We start from the raw sequence: 16,678 nt of genomic DNA on the forward strand, positions 1-16,678 counted from the left end.
CCGTCCGGGCCCGACGACCGGATGATGCCTGGCACGGCGTCGACGATTTGGCAGAGCTTGTATTCGCTATCCCGAAGGGCTTCCTCGGCGCGCTAGCGTTCGGTCAAATCGAGCACGAATGCCACCGTCTATCAGCATGTCTATTTCGCCTGCTATCAATCGTACTAGGGCCTCGTCCTCAAGGGACTCGAGGTAAAGTCTAACATCCTGGGCCGAAGCCCTTGCGGGCCAGTGTTGTAGGCTTATGTGAGGAGCGACCAGCACTCGCTCATTGCGACTGCCAATCCAGAAAATAAATCACAAAATCCAAGGAGGATCGCATGAAATTTCGTCCGCTCCACGACCGCGTGGTGGTCAAGCGCATCGACGCCGAAGACAAGACCGCAGGCGGCATCATCATTCCGGACACTGCCAAGGAAAAGCCCTCCCAGGGCGAAGTGATCGCCGTCGGCCCGGGCGGCCGTGACGAGGCCGGCAAGCTGATCCCGATCGACATCAAGGTCGGTGACCGCGTCCTGTTCGGCAAGTGGTCGGGCACCGAGGTCAAGATCGACGGTGTCGACCTCCTGATCATGAAGGAGGGTGACATCATGGGCGTCCTCACCGACGTTCCCGCCACCAAGAAGAAGGCCGCTTAAGCGTTTAGCCCGTTTCCTTATTATAGGGGCGGGCGCAACAGGCACCTCGAAGGATGAGGCCGTCATTCAAGTCTTCATCCCTCAAGGACCCGCCAAGTCGCGCGAGCTTCGGGACCTGACCAGTCGAAAAGGGAGATCATTATGTCAGCCAAAGAAGTCAAATTCGGCGTCGATGCCCGGGACCGCATGTTGCGCGGTGTCGACATTCTCCATAATGCGGTGAAAGTGACACTCGGTCCCAAGGGCCGCAACGTGGTGCTCGAGAAGTCGTTCGGCGCTCCCCGCATCACCAAGGACGGCGTCACCGTCGCCAAGGAGATCGAGCTCGAGGACAAGTTCGAGAACATGGGCGCCCAGATGGTGCGCGAAGTCGCCTCCAAGTCCGCTGACGCGGCCGGCGACGGCACCACCACCGCGACTGTGCTTGCAGCTGCGATCGTCCGTGAAGGCGCCAAGTCGGTTGCCGCCGGCATGAACCCGATGGACCTGAAGCGCGGTATCGACCTAGCGGTGGAAGCCGTGGTCGCCGACCTCGTCAAGAACTCTAAGAAGGTCACCTCGAACGAGGAGATCGCCCAGGTCGGCACCATCTCCGCCAACGGCGATGCCGAGATCGGCAAGTTCATCGCCGACGCCATGAAGAAGGTCGGCAACGAGGGCGTGATCACGGTTGAGGAAGCCAAGTCGCTGGAGACCGAACTGGAAGTCGTCGAGGGTATGCAGTTCGACCGCGGCTACATCTCGCCCTATTTCGTCACCAACGCCGACAAGATGCGCGTTGAGATGGAAGATGCCTACGTCCTGATCAACGAGAAGAAGCTATCTCAGTTGAATGAATTGCTTCCCTTGTTGGAAGCCGTGGTGCAGAGCGGCAAGCCATTGGTCATCATCGCTGAAGACGTCGAGGGCGAGGCGCTTGCCACCCTGGTCGTCAACCGCCTGCGTGGCGGCCTGAAGGTCGCGGCCGTCAAGGCTCCGGGCTTCGGCGATCGCCGCAAGGCCATGCTGCAGGACATCGCGATCCTGACCGGTGGCCAGGCCATCTCGGAAGACCTCGGCATCAAGCTCGAGAACGTCACGCTGCAGATGCTCGGCCGCGCCAAGAAGGTGATGATCGACAAGGAGAACACCACGATCGTCAGCGGCGCCGGCAAGAAGGCCGACATCGAAGCTCGCGTGGCGCAGATCAAGGCGCAGATCGAGGAGACCACCTCGGACTACGACCGTGAGAAGCTGCAGGAGCGTCTCGCCAAGCTCGCAGGCGGCGTCGCGGTGATCCGCGTCGGCGGCGCGACCGAGGTCGAGGTGAAGGAGCGCAAGGATCGCGTTGATGACGCGATGCATGCGACCCGCGCGGCTGTCGAGGAAGGCATCGTCCCGGGCGGCGGCGTCGCCTTGCTGCGTGCCTCCGAGCACCTCAAGGGCATTCGCACCAAGAACGACGACCAGAAGACCGGCGTCGAGATCGTGCGCAAGGCATTGTCCTACCCGGCCCGCCAGATCGCGATCAACGCGGGTGAGGACGGTTCGGTGATCGTCGGCAAGATCCTCGAAAAGGATCAGTACTCGTACGGCTTCGACTCGCAGACCGGTGAATACGGCAACCTGATCTCGAAGGGCATCATCGATCCGACCAAGGTGGTTCGGGTGGCGATCCAAAACGCGTCCTCGGTGGCGGCTCTTCTGATCACCACCGAAGCCATGGTGGCCGAAGTGCCGAAGAAGAACGCGGGTGGCGGCGGCATGCCTCCGGGTGCGGGCGGAATGGGTGGCATGGACTTCTAACTCCGAACATTCGGAGCTCAACAATAAGATGGCTCGGCAGCGATGCCGGGCCTTCTGTACTGGCTACACGTCAATCTCGACCAGTGAGATCGCGACTCTACTTGATCCGGAGGAGACCTACCTGAAATCTGCACCCATCGATTCGTAGCTTTTTCGACTTTGCGAGTGCACCGCCGCGGCTATCTGATAGATCAGATCGAGACTTGGCCGATTGCCGATCGGACTGGTCGCATAAGTCCGGAACAAGCCTGACGACACGTCTACGGGCTATCATCCGCCATCGCTGAGCAAAATTGCACATTTGTTTGCGCGGAGCGGTCAACTTGTTCCGCCAGAACAAATGATGTCTGAGCAATATTGCACAGTATCTGTCCCCGCTCGGGGCTATCCTGCGTAACCGCGGTAGCATCATAGCGTGACTGTCGGATCGTGAGGACGCAAAGATGAACATGTCCGGCGAAAGCCTTCTCGTCATCTTGGTTGTCGGCGTCGCCGCCGGCTGGCTTGCGGGCCAGCTCGTCCACGGGACCGGCTTTGGCCTCGTTGGCGATCTCATCGTGGGAATCGCGGGCGCCTTCATTGCGAGCTGGCTGTTTCCGCAACTCGGAATCCATTTCGGTTTCGGTATCGTCTCGGCGATCATGAGTGCCGCGATTGGCGCGGTGTTGCTGCTTCTGATCATCAGACTGGTCCGCGGAAGAAGCCGATGGGCTGGAAGCTGGGGCGGACCCTGGCGGAGACGCTGGTGGTAAATGCTGTCGGAAGGCATGGTTCGTTGTCCACCAGAAAGCCGCTCATTGGCGCGCCTGCTTGTCCGGTATCGCGAACCGAACAGCGCGCGCAGCGTATTCGAGCTGGTGATCACGGCTGTGCCTTTCTTCGCCATCTGGGGTTTGATGTGGGCAGCTGTTGACCACGGCTACCGGATTGGGCTTCTGCTGGCCATACCCGCCGCGGGCTTCCTCGTCCGTCTCTTCATGATCCAGCACGACTGCGGCCACGGATCGTTCTTCCACGGCCGGCGCGTCAACGATTGGGTCGGCCGAACCATCGGGGTCTTGACCCTTACTCCGTACGATTACTGGCGACGTAACCACACCCTCCATCACGCGAGTTCGGGTAATCTCGATCATCGAGGATTCGGCGACATCGACACATTGACAGTGAGCGAGTTTCTCGAACGGTCCCGATGGCGTCAGCTGCTTTATCGTCTGTACCGGCATCCGATCGTAATGTTTGGCTTGGGTCCCACCTATCTGTTTATCTTGCGGCACCGCTTGCCGATCGGGATGATGCGAAGCGGCTGGAAGCCCTGGCTAAGTACGATGGGCACGAACGCCGCCATCGCGATCCTGGCCGCCGCGATGATCCGGCTGATCGGCTTTGGGCCCTTCCTTCTGGTGCATTTGCCGATCATGGTTTTGGCGGCGTCGATAGGTGTCTGGCTGTTCTATGTCCAACACCAGTTCGAGGACACCACCTGGTCCCATGACGGGGCCTGGAGTCTTCACGAAGCTGCGCTACACGGCAGTTCGCACTATTACTTGCCAGCTGTGTTGCGCTGGTTCACGGCTAACATTGGCGTCCACCACGTCCATCATTTGTGCAGCCGGATCCCTTGCTATCGATTGCCGGACGTGTTGCGGGATCATCCGGAACTCGCTGCCATTGGACGGATCACCCTGCCGCAAAGTTTGCAGTGCGTGGGGAGGGCTCTGTGGGACGAGACTGGGCGACGCCTCATTTCGTTTCGAGAGCTGGAGATTGCCCTGCTGCTTGAAGGGGGCAACAACCAGACGCCTAGATTTGACCGCTGACGCACCGGTCGGGGTCTCGTACGCCAGTGAACTCCCACTTGGTGGTCTCAGCAGTGCGCGGGCTCTGACCTTCCAGCCCCGACAGCCCTACCTGACTCGCTGCTCTTGCCGCGTATGAGATCAGAGATACGCGGCTGGGTAACACCAAGCAGCTTGGCGGCTTCGGACTGGCTTAGCCCAGTCCGGGCGATATGATCCTTCAAAGCCATCATCAACGCCGAACGGAGCTTCATGTTCTCAGCCTGCGCAGGTGTATCCTCAATTGCATCCCACACATAAGCGAAGCGCTTCTTGCTCATTGATCCAGCTCCTTTAGCAAATCCCGGTAACGCTGCGTGGCTAAGCCGATCAAGCGTCTGCATCACGGCAGTGCCATTCCTCCCATTCCGATTTCAGATTCGACGATCTGGCGTAGTTAAGCGCGGTCAAAGCATTCCGCCGAGCCGCGGTACTGCACGGGCATTTTGGTACTGCCGTGCAGACATAGTCGAAATAAGCGAAAGTAATCGAATGATGCGATCAAGCCGTTGAAAAGAAAGGAAAATGCTTTAGGTCTAACGCTTCGGATTGTCCGTCGAGCCAAAGTCGATTGGACCGACAGAGATAGTTAAGTTGAATGAAAACAATATGTTAGACCACCGTTTTTCCGTGGCCCCCATGATGGATTGGAGCGAGAGTTCAAGTTGTTCAATTGCTTAGGAGGTGGCGTGTGCACGACGTGTGCACCGGGAGATCAAGAAAAATCCCATCACAGCAAACTTGAGCAGGCTTGTTGCGCATGTGCAGGATCTGAATTTCCAACGGCAGGAGGGGGCGAGTGCCTTCGTGCAGTCTCAGCTGCTTGACGCGGAATGATCGAAATCGTGGGTTTGACTCCCACTCTCTCCGCCATTTCTACGCCACAGCTCCGCGCTCGGACGGCTCGACTTCTTCGAAAGCGCGCTCGCGTTCATGGCCGGCTATAGAATCCGCGCCTATCTGATCGCCCAGTCGCTCAACCAGATCGCAAAGGCGTATGGCGAGAACAACGAGATCCTGGACAATTGCCACGTCCGCATTGCCTTCGCCGCCAACGACGAGCGCACCGCCAAACGAATCTCGGACGCGCTGGGGACCGCGACCGAGCTGCGGGCCCAGCGCAACTATGCCGGTCATCGGCTGGTTTCCTGGCTTAGCCATGTGATGGTCAGCCGTCGGGAGACTGCGCGTTCTTTGCTGACGCGCGGCGAAGTGATGCAGTTGCCGCCTGATCAGGCCATCGTCCTGGTCTCCGGCCTTGCGCCGGTCCGGGCGATGAAGTTGCGGCACTACGAAAACGCAAACTTCGTCAGCCGCCTGCGTAAGCCGCCGTCCTTGACGAGCGACGCATATGCCGACGGGCCGGCCGCACGCCCTGACAATTGGATGGGGTCGGTGCGCTCATCCGCCCGGGTAGATCACGAGCTGTCATCGGGCAAAACGCGGGAAGATGGTTCCTGGTTCCACTGGAAGCGTTGTTCACCCACCGAGAACACCGGATAACCTTCCTACCCTGGATGATACGAACAGGGGATGCAATGTCTTCACCGCATTCGACGGACCATCGATCTTGTTCCGGCGGCGCGATGGAGATGGGTCGATACGCATCGACCAGAAGGCGTCTTGAGCGGGACGCTTCGCGAGTGGTAGACTTTGCCAGTCGTGAACAGGCAGCACATCCTTGGCAAGAAGATGAAGCCAATTCGGCCCGGGAAATGCCGCAAGAGCATGGGCGGAATTCTGCTCAAGAAAGGTCGATATCGAGCGCAACATGGTCCAGACTCGGTGTTCGATCGGCCGGCATGGATCTACAGCGTTATGCATCACGATAAGCATGGAGAGATTTGATGACCGAGACACGCGATTTCCCGACTATCGTCATCGCTTCATTGTCGAGCGGCGTGCTGCTCTGCAAGTTCGAGGAGATACATGACGCGGCGGAGTTCTTGATGGGGCATCCGATCTGCACCCATCATTTCGGCAGCCGGGATATCTGGAAGGAGATGCAGCGCACGGTCCTCGAGCAGTGTCCCGGTATGCCAACTGATGCCGCCCCCGGGATCGATGCCACCAACTATGTTGGGTTCGTCGTGAAGCTCGAGGCTGAAATCGGCAAGGCGGTCAAAATCAGAAAAGGCGACGGTCTCACCGCGATGCTTCCGACCGATGGCATTCCGGAGCGCCTGAACGGTCGCACAATAATAGTCGAAGTGCCCTCACAGCGTTCGTAAGACACGCATGACTATAAGTGACCGCCAAGTTTGACCGCCCGATAGCTTGGCAGTTGGTTCGGTGTCTTTATCTCATCCAGAAGCGCACTAACGGCCCGCCATCATTTGGCCTGCCATGCCAAGCACCCCTCTGGAGGAGAGCCTGACCGATCTTTGTGGTCAGCAGGTCGATCGTTCCCCCATATGTCCTCCGAGTGCACCATAAAACCCACAATGCAGCTGCGCCAGGCTAGAATGGGAAGCGCGCTTGCGTAAAAGATCGCACAAGCCGTTTGTCGCCCACAACTTCCATCCGTGCGAGGCAACGCGATGGCCCATGTCGAGACAAGGGAGCGCTCGCCGGCCTCCGCTTGCGCAAATTGCTGCGGTGCCGGGCAGCATAGCGCAACGAGTTTCATTGGCGCGCGCTCGTCAACGGTTCTGCGCTTGTCCTCCTCGATGAACCGCTCCGCAAACTCTGATCGCTGACGCGGCTCGCGTCGCAGGTCAAATCGAGGCAAAGTTGTCGCGGAATTAGCGAGATGTCTCAATCGGCTTGCCGTTCTCCAACCTGCCCGATCCTGCCGTTAAGCTCGTGATTGATGCGCATTCCGGCCCGTCGCTTTGCCGGTTCGGGCAGCCTCGACCGCACGCTGCTCTGTACCAATTCGTCATCCAGCTCGGAACCGGTGACTCCTACTAGAGTTTGATTCCTTCCATCGATTTTCTCAGCTCATCGGCCGATTGTTTGGCGAAAGCGCCGCCTTGCACGCTGACCCACGTCTCTGGCCACGCCTTCTTAATTCTTGAGATCGTGTGCCCGCCCAGTTTCGGGGGTGGGACCGCGCCGCTGCTATCGATGACTAGTGTCCCTATGAAAACGTCATCGCTGCTATGTGCGCAATTCGAGAGTCCAATGCAATGGACGAGTTCATGCACAAGGATATGGAGCCGCATTGCCTGGCCAGCGTCAACGCGGCCGACTTTCGGAGTTGCAGGCACTCGCAGCTTCACTGAATTCATCGAAGGGCCACTACGCGAGTCGACGATGGTCTGTACGGCGCTGCCATGGAGGCCTGAACCCGGATACGTTTCGGCCACGATCGGGCTGCCAGCTGCACCGTCAGCTTTTCTGAACGCAAGATAGACGCCGTTCTGCTTGAGAAGCTCGTTGATCGTCGTGATCGCTGTGTCGAGATCATTCACCCAAACGCTTGGGGTGAAGCTCGGCCCAGGGAATATCTTTAGCTCACCCGTGCGCCGGACCCGTTCGGGCCAAGGCGTAATCTCCGGTTCCGTACACGCCACGATGCGGCCCCCGTAGAAGGTCGATACAACGTCCTTAAGATCTATGTCTCGCCCTTGTTCAAATCGGTTCAACCCGGCGTGGAACCGCGTTCGCTACCTATCACGGTCGTGTGTTCGTGAGCGGACGAACCGGTGGTATCTGCTTTGCGACTATTCAGCGTAGTTCTCGGCGGACCATCGCGTTGTCGAAAGCACAATATGGAGAGTCGCCATGGCCGACGCTTCCATATTGCAATGGGATCTAGGTGATCCCGTGGTTGATGAAGGACTGCCGAACGGCATTCTCATAGCCTTCCGAAGCATGGGATCGTGGATAGTGGTGAACCATGAGAGTGCCGACACCCATGCCGGAAAATTCGATTCGCTGAAGCAGAAATACTTGGCGGCCAAGAACAGCTACAGGCGTCAGATTGTCGGTCTCCTGAAACAAATACAAAGCCACCCGACCGGCCGGGCCCTGCTTGACGAATTCGGCACCAGCAAACCATCGTTCGCGAGAATTCGCCCATATAAACTGAGTGACGCCAACGCACTGACGGTGGCCGACGACCTTGATCAACAGCAGTATATTATCGCCCGTGGTGCCCGCCTAAGTTCCGATCCAAAGAAAAAGGAACTGTTCAAAGTCGTCGGGAAAGGCGGAGGCGCAAATCTTGACGTCCTGTTTTCGCCCGAGAAAGCAGAGCTTCTTCGAAAGAAATTCAAGAAGGCTCACCAGGGCCATGCCCCCGCGATGGCAACCGACGAGGTGCTGTACCACGAACTCGTTCACGCCTCACGAATGATAGGCGGCGTGATGAACTTTGCCCCAGCAGACCATTGGTACCAGGATTCTGAAGAGTATCTCGCCGTCATTTTGACGAACATATACGTATCCGATAAAGGCGGGCCCCCGCTTTTCAGAGCGCTTTATGGACCGACCGAAGGCCCCTATAAAGGCAAGGATCCTGCGCCTGATGAAGCGTTATGGGAAGCGGCTGTCTTCCTTGACAATCCGCAGAACACTTCTCCATCGCCCGTGCAGATAATCGAGCGGTTCAGGCTCAGCCAGCCCGACCTGTACTGGAGGCTCGCCGATCTGCCACCCATGCGAGGGTTGGTAAGGAAGTACAATTGGATTTACGGGTACGACCAAATCCGGACCAGGACGGCGGCGGCCGCGCAGGCCGATGGTTGGTCGACCGTGAAAAAGTTCCTATCGAAGCCGCAATGTCACCGCTCTCTAGGCCACAACGTTGACGGCGAGTTCATGGCCAAGCGATCCCGGCAAGACTGATTCCAACATGAACGGGCCATTGGCTCGTCACGCGGGCCGGAAGCTGTCGACCAAGGCTGCCGATCCGCAGGCTTGACGCCGCGCTACGCGGCGAATCCGATGTCACCTGTAGAGGTTGGGACGATTGAGGGAATCGTATCGGTAGATGACGAATACCGGCGAGCGCCGCTTACGCCTTGGCAGCAACGTAGCCGTAATAATTCATCAGAAAATCCGCGAGGGGCAGGGGCTTTAGAGCCCCGCCCTTGCTTGGGTGCGGGATCGCGTAGTCTCCCTTGCCCCAGGTGAAGATTGTTGTCGTCACGTTTCCGTTCGACACTTGAATCTTGTCGCGCAAGACGACCCAGTGCCGCGTGAGCACGGAGCCTTCGTCAGACTGGTCGTCATATTCGATCATGTTGGCGCTTATGAATAGGCATACGCGGTATCCGCCGGCGAGCAGGGCGTTGGCTTCCATGACGTTGTCGATGCCCTTGCTAAATTTCAGATTGGTCTCCTCGCGCACGTCCTGGTATCCAGCCTTGCGGAACCATTGCTCCATTTCGCTCGGTACGGTGATTCCAGCGACATCGCTTATTCTGCCGGTGTCGTCAAAATCGAGGAACCAATTTTCGGAGTCGCGGATGGAGGCGCATGTCAGCCAATCAACGTGGTCCAGCGAGTAGGGCGGCGTGTAGTTCTTCACGTCCTTTCCAGGCTTGATCAGCAGGCGGCCGAGGCTCGCTTGCCCCTTCTGATACAGGTCGATGGCGAACCGCGCATACTGCCCCGGCTTGTCGGATGCGTAGCTGAACATCAGCGCGGAGGGTCCGCACAGGCTTGCCTGATCCTGATCGATGAGGCTTGGCTTCGCAATGCGCCTGAGAATGCCTATCCCGACACGGTGCGGGTCGAGCTTCGGAAAGAACGTAGTCCTCGTGTTTTTAAGGAAATCGCAGGCCATCTCCGCGGCGAGTTTCTTTTGATCCGAATTGAGGTCGTACGGTCCCACCCCGAGCCACTTCTTCTTTTCGTCACCGACGAAGAGCGTGATGAGCTTTCTTGAAGTCGGCGACAGCGTTCTGGAGGTGCTCGCAATGGTCATCAGGTCGTCCAGCTCGAATGCAGTGACCGTGCCGTCCGCGACGGTCGCCCTGATGATGTCAACCACTTCCGCGTAATCTAGTTTTGAATCGTCGATCAACCCCTTGCGAAGCGCGGCATCGACGGATGGGGTCGTGATTCCATCCCATTGGCCTTTTGGAGAAGGAGGCTTTGCAGCCGCCTTCGTCGAGAGGTCAACGAGCCTGCTGAAAGTTGGTCCGCCAGGTCGAATGTAGCCGTCAGGCGTGCCCGGGAAGTTCTTTTGCTGGAAATACAGAATGGAGGTGTACAGGCTGTCGCTGGCATGACCTGTAACGACCACTTGCGGCTTGAGCGTGTTCTCCGCACCCCCGTCGGAAATGGCGATCTTGTTGAGCAGCGAGATGACCAGCTCCTGGTCTTGCTTCCAGTTCTGGCAGCTGCGACCGGTTGTCGCAAACCGACCGACCTTGTCTTTCAACTGTGGCATATCGCCTCCCAGATACGGACCGCAGAACTACGGTCCGCGTCAGCGCGAGCCTCTCGGCTTGGAGCCGAGCAAATCGTGCGTCCCACTGACGCTCAACGTTCCCGAGCACTCGAAGCCCCCGAAAATTCCGCAGGAACCGGTGACGGTGACGCGCAGGTCCTTGCGCTGATACAGGTCGACCGATATGCCAAATCGCGAAAAGTCATTGGCGCTGTTCGGCAGGATCAGGTCGATGTGATCGATCGCCCAGCGCGGCAAATTGGGGTTGCTCTTCCAGAACAGCTCATTGACGGCGTGATGGCCGAAATTCGGTCCGACCGTGAGGGCGCCGTCCGCTCCCTCGAACACGAAGCCCGTCTCGTCGATGTGAACGTTGACGCGGTCGGGCGCTACCGCGAAATGTAGCGATGTGATGTCTTGCGGCTGCGGGTCCTTGCCGAACTGCGCACTGTAGTCGTCGCTCCATTGCCCTCGGCCGCGCCCAAGCCTGAAGCCGTGCCGGCCCGGAAGGTCTCGCGTCGAGAGCGGCCGGTCGGACAGCTTTGGGCGCCAGATCTCGCGAAATCCCTTGCCGATCGTGGCTGCCATCGACAGATCGAGCGCCCAATGCGCCGGTTTCTCCGGGCTTTTCCCCTCGGCGAAGGCGTCGAATCCATCCGACGTCTTGGCAATCCGCAGCACCTTGACCAGGTCTTCCCAATCCTTCGGCAGAAACGTGACGCCGTCGAGCGTGCTCGTCGCGGCCGCTACGCCGTACTTCTCCAATTGACGGCGGATACAGGCCTTTTCGTCGTAGAGGCGGACATCGGGATTCGGGCCCGCGAAATATTTAGACAGATCGAGCTGTGGCCGAAGCATGGTTAGCCGCGCGGCGATCTTCCGGTAGGTGTCGGTCGTGGTCGGGTTGGTGGTCGTCATGGGGGCGCCCTCCGGGTCAAAGTCTGCCTCCGATTGGTCTGATCCGGGCGGGGCCGGGTTCAATGAACCTCCCAACTGGAAACGCCGACCACCATTCGTGGAGCAGTGTCAACAGCAAGGACGATCCGATGTCGCTTCGGAGCAGGGTGCTAGACGTACTTAACGGTGCGGCGGTCGCGCGCATGCGCTTCCGGTTTCCAATCCGTGGCAGCCACGTGACGATTGCACCGCAAACGTTCCATCACGTCGCACGCGCGATCCGGTTAGGACAGGTCAGCGTCAGGGTTCCGACGGACCTCGCGGCAGGTGTTGCGGCACAATATAACGATGTCGCGCGAACACGAGCGGACGGTACCGTCGTCGCGGCGAATACGCTGGAGGTGGTGTCGGCAACGGGCCGGATGGACGAAGCCTATATTGTCCATGAGGCCTTGCATGCGGCTTACGATCTGCTGCGCACCGGCCTTGACGCCAATGCGGAGGAGGCGTCCGCCTATGTCTGCACTGCGCTTTATTGCCGCATGACAGGTCTACCGCGACCCCGCTGGGCGAACGGCCCGATCTACGCCAACGCCGCCGAAGTTGCCCGAACGCTGCTATCACAATATCAGAAGGGTGATCCCGGCATTCCCTGGGTCGGCGAACATGAATGGCGGATGCTGCGCGCCGGTGTGGGCCTTAATTCGGTCTATGCCAGCGGGCCTGGCGGCATTCTCACCGGATGGCTCCTCGGCCAACAATACACCCACGACGGCTGATGGGACGGGGCCGGGTCCGCTCCACAAACCAGCGGCCCTGCTCGCTGCCGCCAGTTCCTTACCGAGGTAGACGTCGTTGAGCGTCAGGCCATCAGCAAACCCAGCTTTCCAACCGTCGCCAGCGAACGGTCAACGCTGTCTCGGGTCGAGAGCAGCAACGGCTCGGCGGCCTGCCCGGCCTCATCCACTTGTTTGACCTGGATGGTTGGTCCGAAGAGTTCAGTCATTTCGGCTGTAATTTGCTCGATCGTCCGAGAGCCGTCGAGTAACTGCAGGAAGTGCCGGGTCCTGTCGTCCTCCAATTGCACCGTCTGGTGGAGCAGATTGGTGACCAGCGGGCCGGTCTGCGCCTGTTTGCGGGCGAGCAGGCTCGCCTGCGGGCAATCCGTGACTTCTGTCACGAGAAAGGGCGGTGATTTCAGAAAGGAGACCTCTCCGCTGCGAGCCAGGATATAGAGCGCTTCCGTCAATTTCCGTTGGTCGTCGCCTGTTTGCCGGCCCACCAGCAGCGCTCGGGCGCGATTTAGCAGCTCGGTGAACGAGAGTGCGCGCGGCCAGGCCCGGCCAAGACAAAGATGTGCAGCCTTCAGGAGCGGATCGGTCACCGTGACTCGGCTCCCGTCCTGATTTTCAAACTCCATCTCGGAATCGTCGGTCAAGCAGGCGTCGGGTCGACGTGGGCTGGAGGTGCTTAGCAGATAGAACCTGGTGACGAAGTCGAGATCGACCCGGCGGTCAAGAGAGATGTCCCCGTGGCAGAGCAACGTACGCCGAAAGCCGTTGCCGTCAATGAAGTCCTGATACTGATCGCGCGCCATGAACTCGCTTTCGGGAAAGCGCTGCAGCGTGGCGCGGACCTCTTCGGTGTAGCCGGCAAGATTGCGTCGCGAGAAATCGGCATCGCTCAGATATTGTAGGCCGTGTCGGCCGGCATCTTCGACGACTTCGTGCAAAAGGAAGGCTGTCGCGCCCTGATCGAGATCGTCGTGAAAAAGCAACTCGTCCGGAGCATTGAGGACGCGGTTGCATTGATCGCGCATGACCGCACCGTGCACTGAGCTGGACTTCGATCCTTCGCTGAGAAACTTCACAATGGCGCGAGCTTGTCCAACTTTCTCTTTCATCCCGGTGATGCTCCGGGTGTGGTAGCGCATCATGTCACGGACCATGTCGCGAAGATGCGAGAACGGGTGCGCGTTATAGCTGACGTAGCAGAGCCCCTGTGGTGCCAAATTCTGCTTGAAGATAGCCATCATCTTCTCACGCACGATCGGCGGTACCCATGAATACACGCCATGGGCGATGATGTAGTGGAACTGTCCGAAGGCAGCGTCGACATCCATGATGTCGCAATGCAGAAGCTCGATGTTGCTCAGGCCCAATGCGGCGATGTTTCGCCGCCCACGCTCGATCGTCACACCGCTCAGGTCAATCCCGATGAATTCGCTGTCCGGATATTGGAATGCCATCGGCAACAGATTGCCGCCAACGCCGCAGCCGAGCTCCAGGACCCGGCAGTGCTCGACTGGAGCCGGCCGCATGCCGTAGACCGTCGCAATCGTTGCCAGATGGTTCGGGTGAGCGAGCCCGTAGACATGCCCGGGATAATACACCTCATCGTATGGTGTGGCACCGTTGGCCGGCTGGCGGTGCTCGGTCTGGATGTTCATCGCAGTCAGTTCCACGAGTAGGCAAACTTGTCGTTCACGATCGAGACGCGCGTCTGCTTGACTTCTTCCTTGGCGAGAGACTTCCTGAGGAATTCACGCGACAGTTCGGGCAACAACGTGTTGGTGATGATGTTATCGATCATCCGCCCGCCGGAGTCTGGATCGTTGCAACGGGATACGATGTGCTCGACGACCGCATCGTCATAGCCGAAGGCGGCCTTGTGATTGTCGCGGAGGCGCTGTCCGATCCGGTCGAGCTGCAATCTGACGATTCCAGCAAGCATCTCGTCTGAAAGCGGAAAGTACGGGATCGAAACTATGCGTCCAAGCAACGCGGCAGGGAATACCTTCAGTAACTCTGGCCGTAGCAGCCTGGCGAGCTCTTCCGGCTCGTTGCGATACTTGGGATCGCGCGCCAATCCCATGATCAAATCAGTGCCGACGTTCGTGGTCAGAATGATCAGTGTGTTCTTGAAGTCGATTCGCCGGCCGTTGCCGTCCTCCATGACCCCCTTGTCGAACACCTGGAAAAAGATCTCATGGACGTCGGGATGGGCCTTCTCCACCTCGTCGAGCAGGATCACGCTGTAGGGCTTGCGGCGGACCGCTTCGGTGAGCCGACCGCCTTCACCATAACCGACATAGCCCGGAGGCGCGCCTTTCAAGGTCGAGACCGTGTGCGCCTCCTGGAACTCAGACATGTTGATCGTGATCATGTTCTGCTCGCCGCCATAAAGGGTTTCGGCAAGCGCAAGGGCAGTTTCTGTCTTACCCACCCCAGACGGTCCGGCCAGCATGAAAACGCCAATCGGCTTGGACGGGTTGTCCAACTTGGCGCGGCTGGTCTCGATTCTCTTGGCAATCATGGTCAGTCCATGGGACTGGCCGACCACGCGGCGAGTGAGAATTTCGGGCAGCTTCAGGACGGTCTCGATTTCGTCCCGCATCATTCTGCCGGTCGGGATACCAGTCCAGTCAGACACGACAGAGGCCACCGACTGCTGGTCCACATGGGCATAGATCATCCGCTTTTCCGGATTGATGCTCTCCAGTGTCTCAAACTTGCCGCGCAACTCCACGCGTCTCGCTGCTCGATCTTCGTCTCCGTTCTCGGAGAGGATCTCGCGAATGCTGCGAATGTCCTTGACGAGCTCCTGTTCCCTGGCCCAGTCGGCCTCAAGGCCGGTCAGCTTGTCCTTCAGCGCCGCTATGTCGCCGTCGATCGCGGTGATGCGCTCACTGTTCTCGTCGCCGAGATCGCCGTCGCTGACCAGCGCTGATCGTTCGGCCTCGCGAGCCGCTATAGCCACGCGAGCGTCCTCGATCAATGCCGGCGTCGCGCTTTGACTGATGGCTACCCGCGCCGAGGCTGTGTCCAGCAGGCTGACCGCCTTGTCCGGCAGCTGTCGAGATGGAATGTAGCGATGCGACAGGTTGACCGCGGTCACGATCGCGGCGTCCGAAATGCGAACGCCATGGTGCTTCTCCATCGGGCCGAGGAGGCCGCGCAGCATGATGCAGCAGGTCTCGACATCCGGCTCATCGACCTGGATCGGCTGGAAGCGTCGTGTGAGTGCGGGGTCCTTCTCGATGTACTGGCGATACTCCGCCCAGGTGGTGGCAGCGATCGTACGCAGCGTGCCGCGGGCGAGTGGAGGTTTAAGCAGATTGGCCGCGTCACCGGTGCCGGCCGCGCCACCAGCCCCGATCAGCGTGTGAGCTTCGTCGATGAACAGAATGATGGGAGTAGGGGAATTCTGTACCTCGTCGATCACCGAGCGCAGGCGCTGCTCGAACTCGCCCTTCATCGAGGCGCCGGCCTGCATCAGGCCGATGTCGAGCGCGCAGAGCCTGACGTTGCGCAGTGGCGGCGGCACTTCGCCAGCGGCAATGCGCTGCGCAAATCCCTCGACTACGGCGGTCTTGCCGACGCCAGCTTCGCCGGTGAGAATTGGATTGTTTTGCCGCCGGCGCATCAACACGTCGATCAATTGGCGGATTTCGTCGTCTCGACCGAGGATCGGGTCCATCTGGCCCGACTTGGCCTTGGTGGTGAGATCTTGGGAGAACCGGTCGAGCGGTGTTGTTCCCTTGGGACTTGCCCGGTCCGCGCCGTCAGTGCCGGCACCGGCCAAGCCGGAGCCGTCCATCGGACGCATGGTCTCTTCCTCAGAGCCTGCCCATACAGCGCGGTGCTCCGCGGCCAATGCGTCTACGTTTATCTTGGCGAATTCCGGCGAGATGTTGTTGAGCGCACGACGGATCTCATTCGATTTCAGTCCGGCGACCAGGAGATGGCCGGTGCGGATCTGAGTCTCGCCGAAGAACAGCGTGGCGTAGTGCCAGCCACGGTCGAGAATATCGATGACCGAATTGGCGACCCCCGGCATGTCGGTTTCGTTCTTGCGGAAGCCGTTTATGATGCCTGCGAGGTCCGACAGCAGCCGCGCGCGGTCGAGCTTGTAGTGATCCACCGATAGGCTGAGGTCGGTCCGCTCCTGTTGCAGGATGTGAAACAACCAGTGTGCAAGCTCGATGTTGCGGTTGCTGGCGCTTTTGGCGTGGCGCAGGGCCTGTATGAAGGCATCGTAGCCAGCGCGATTTAGCTTTCCAGTCACGGCCTCGAGGCTGATGTCGGTCACGATGGGGCCTCCTGTTCAATTCCCCCAGGCGATGTGCCGCTCATCGTGGAAACTGGCGCGAATTCCATGATGTTAGGACAATTGGA

General features: G+C 59.3%; 13 protein-coding genes and 1 pseudogene. 8 read left to right on the top strand and 6 right to left on the bottom strand.

The features are described 5' to 3' along the window. Window positions 1-320 precede the first annotated feature (320 nt). From ACVIGB_RS49370 to ACVIGB_RS49385, 4 genes are all read left to right on the top strand, one after another. Window positions 321-638 (top strand): co-chaperone GroES, encoded by a 318-nt coding sequence (locus ACVIGB_RS49370; RefSeq protein WP_092125536.1) that lies wholly within the window; start codon window positions 321-323, stop codon window positions 636-638. Window positions 639-779: 141 nt separating this feature from the next. Further along, a complete protein-coding gene (gene groL, locus ACVIGB_RS49375; RefSeq protein WP_176532115.1) occupies window positions 780-2,423 on the top strand; it encodes a chaperonin GroEL in 1,644 nt (547 codons plus the stop codon). A 443-nt stretch (window positions 2,424-2,866) separates the two neighbouring features. Further along, complete coding sequence (locus tag ACVIGB_RS49380) at window positions 2,867-3,175, top strand: GlsB/YeaQ/YmgE family stress response membrane protein (RefSeq protein WP_456723779.1); 309 nt, start codon at window positions 2,867-2,869, stop codon at window positions 3,173-3,175. Window positions 3,176-3,190: 15 nt separating this feature from the next. Then, a complete protein-coding gene (locus ACVIGB_RS49385) occupies window positions 3,191-4,240 on the top strand; it encodes a fatty acid desaturase (protein ID WP_456725250.1) in 1,050 nt (349 codons plus the stop codon). 47 nt (window positions 4,241-4,287) lie between these two features. Here ACVIGB_RS49385 and ACVIGB_RS49390 read toward each other — a convergent pair whose 3' ends face one another. Next, window positions 4,288-4,539, bottom strand: coding sequence for a helix-turn-helix domain-containing protein (locus ACVIGB_RS49390; RefSeq protein WP_092125539.1), 252 nt, complete (start codon window positions 4,537-4,539; stop codon window positions 4,288-4,290). A 610-nt stretch (window positions 4,540-5,149) separates the two neighbouring features. Between ACVIGB_RS49390 and ACVIGB_RS49395 the strand changes: the two are divergent. Beyond that, window positions 5,150-5,692, top strand: a pseudogene (locus ACVIGB_RS49395) (type IV secretory system conjugative DNA transfer family protein); the annotation flags it as partial. Window positions 5,693-6,105: 413 nt separating this feature from the next. Continuing rightward, complete coding sequence (locus ACVIGB_RS49400) at window positions 6,106-6,489, top strand: DUF7736 domain-containing protein (RefSeq protein WP_456723778.1); 384 nt, start codon at window positions 6,106-6,108, stop codon at window positions 6,487-6,489. Window positions 6,490-7,167: 678 nt separating this feature from the next. Here ACVIGB_RS49400 and ACVIGB_RS49405 read toward each other — a convergent pair. Beyond that, on the bottom strand, window positions 7,168-7,674 hold the full coding sequence (locus ACVIGB_RS49405) for a hypothetical protein (protein WP_456723777.1): 507 nt from the start codon (window positions 7,672-7,674) through the stop codon (window positions 7,168-7,170). A 313-nt stretch (window positions 7,675-7,987) separates the two neighbouring features. Between ACVIGB_RS49405 and ACVIGB_RS49410 the strand changes: the two genes are divergently transcribed. Then, window positions 7,988-9,052 (top strand): M91 family zinc metallopeptidase, encoded by a 1,065-nt coding sequence (locus ACVIGB_RS49410; protein ID WP_456723776.1) that lies wholly within the window; start codon window positions 7,988-7,990, stop codon window positions 9,050-9,052. A gap of 169 nt (window positions 9,053-9,221) precedes the next feature. On the opposite strand, the gene ACVIGB_RS49415 is transcribed toward ACVIGB_RS49410, so the two are convergent. Then, window positions 9,222-10,604, bottom strand: a complete 1,383-nt coding sequence (locus ACVIGB_RS49415; protein ID WP_456723775.1) for a hypothetical protein — start codon at window positions 10,602-10,604, stop codon at window positions 9,222-9,224. Between the two features lie 39 nt (window positions 10,605-10,643). Next, window positions 10,644-11,522 carry a hypothetical protein gene (locus ACVIGB_RS49420; RefSeq protein WP_456723774.1) on the bottom strand — a complete coding sequence of 293 codons (879 nt, stop codon included), beginning with the start codon at window positions 11,520-11,522 and terminating at the stop codon, window positions 10,644-10,646. A 128-nt stretch (window positions 11,523-11,650) separates the two neighbouring features. On the opposite strand from ACVIGB_RS49420, the gene ACVIGB_RS49425 reads away from it, so the two are divergent. Continuing rightward, window positions 11,651-12,280 (top strand): hypothetical protein, encoded by a 630-nt coding sequence (locus ACVIGB_RS49425; protein ID WP_173642122.1) that lies wholly within the window; start codon window positions 11,651-11,653, stop codon window positions 12,278-12,280. An 83-nt stretch (window positions 12,281-12,363) separates the two neighbouring features. Here ACVIGB_RS49425 and ACVIGB_RS49430 read toward each other — a convergent pair whose 3' ends face one another. Both ACVIGB_RS49430 and tssH read right to left on the bottom strand, forming a co-directional pair. Next, window positions 12,364-13,950: a methyltransferase regulatory domain-containing protein gene (locus tag ACVIGB_RS49430; protein ID WP_456723773.1), complete on the bottom strand. Its 1,587-nt coding sequence runs from the start codon at window positions 13,948-13,950 to the stop codon at window positions 12,364-12,366. Window positions 13,951-13,955: 5 nt separating this feature from the next. Continuing rightward, window positions 13,956-16,592, bottom strand: coding sequence for a type VI secretion system ATPase TssH (gene tssH / locus ACVIGB_RS49435; protein WP_456723772.1), 2,637 nt, complete (start codon window positions 16,590-16,592; stop codon window positions 13,956-13,958). Between the last annotated feature and the right edge of the window lie 86 nt (window positions 16,593-16,678).

It is taken from the genome of Bradyrhizobium sp. USDA 4341, assembly GCF_054063755.1.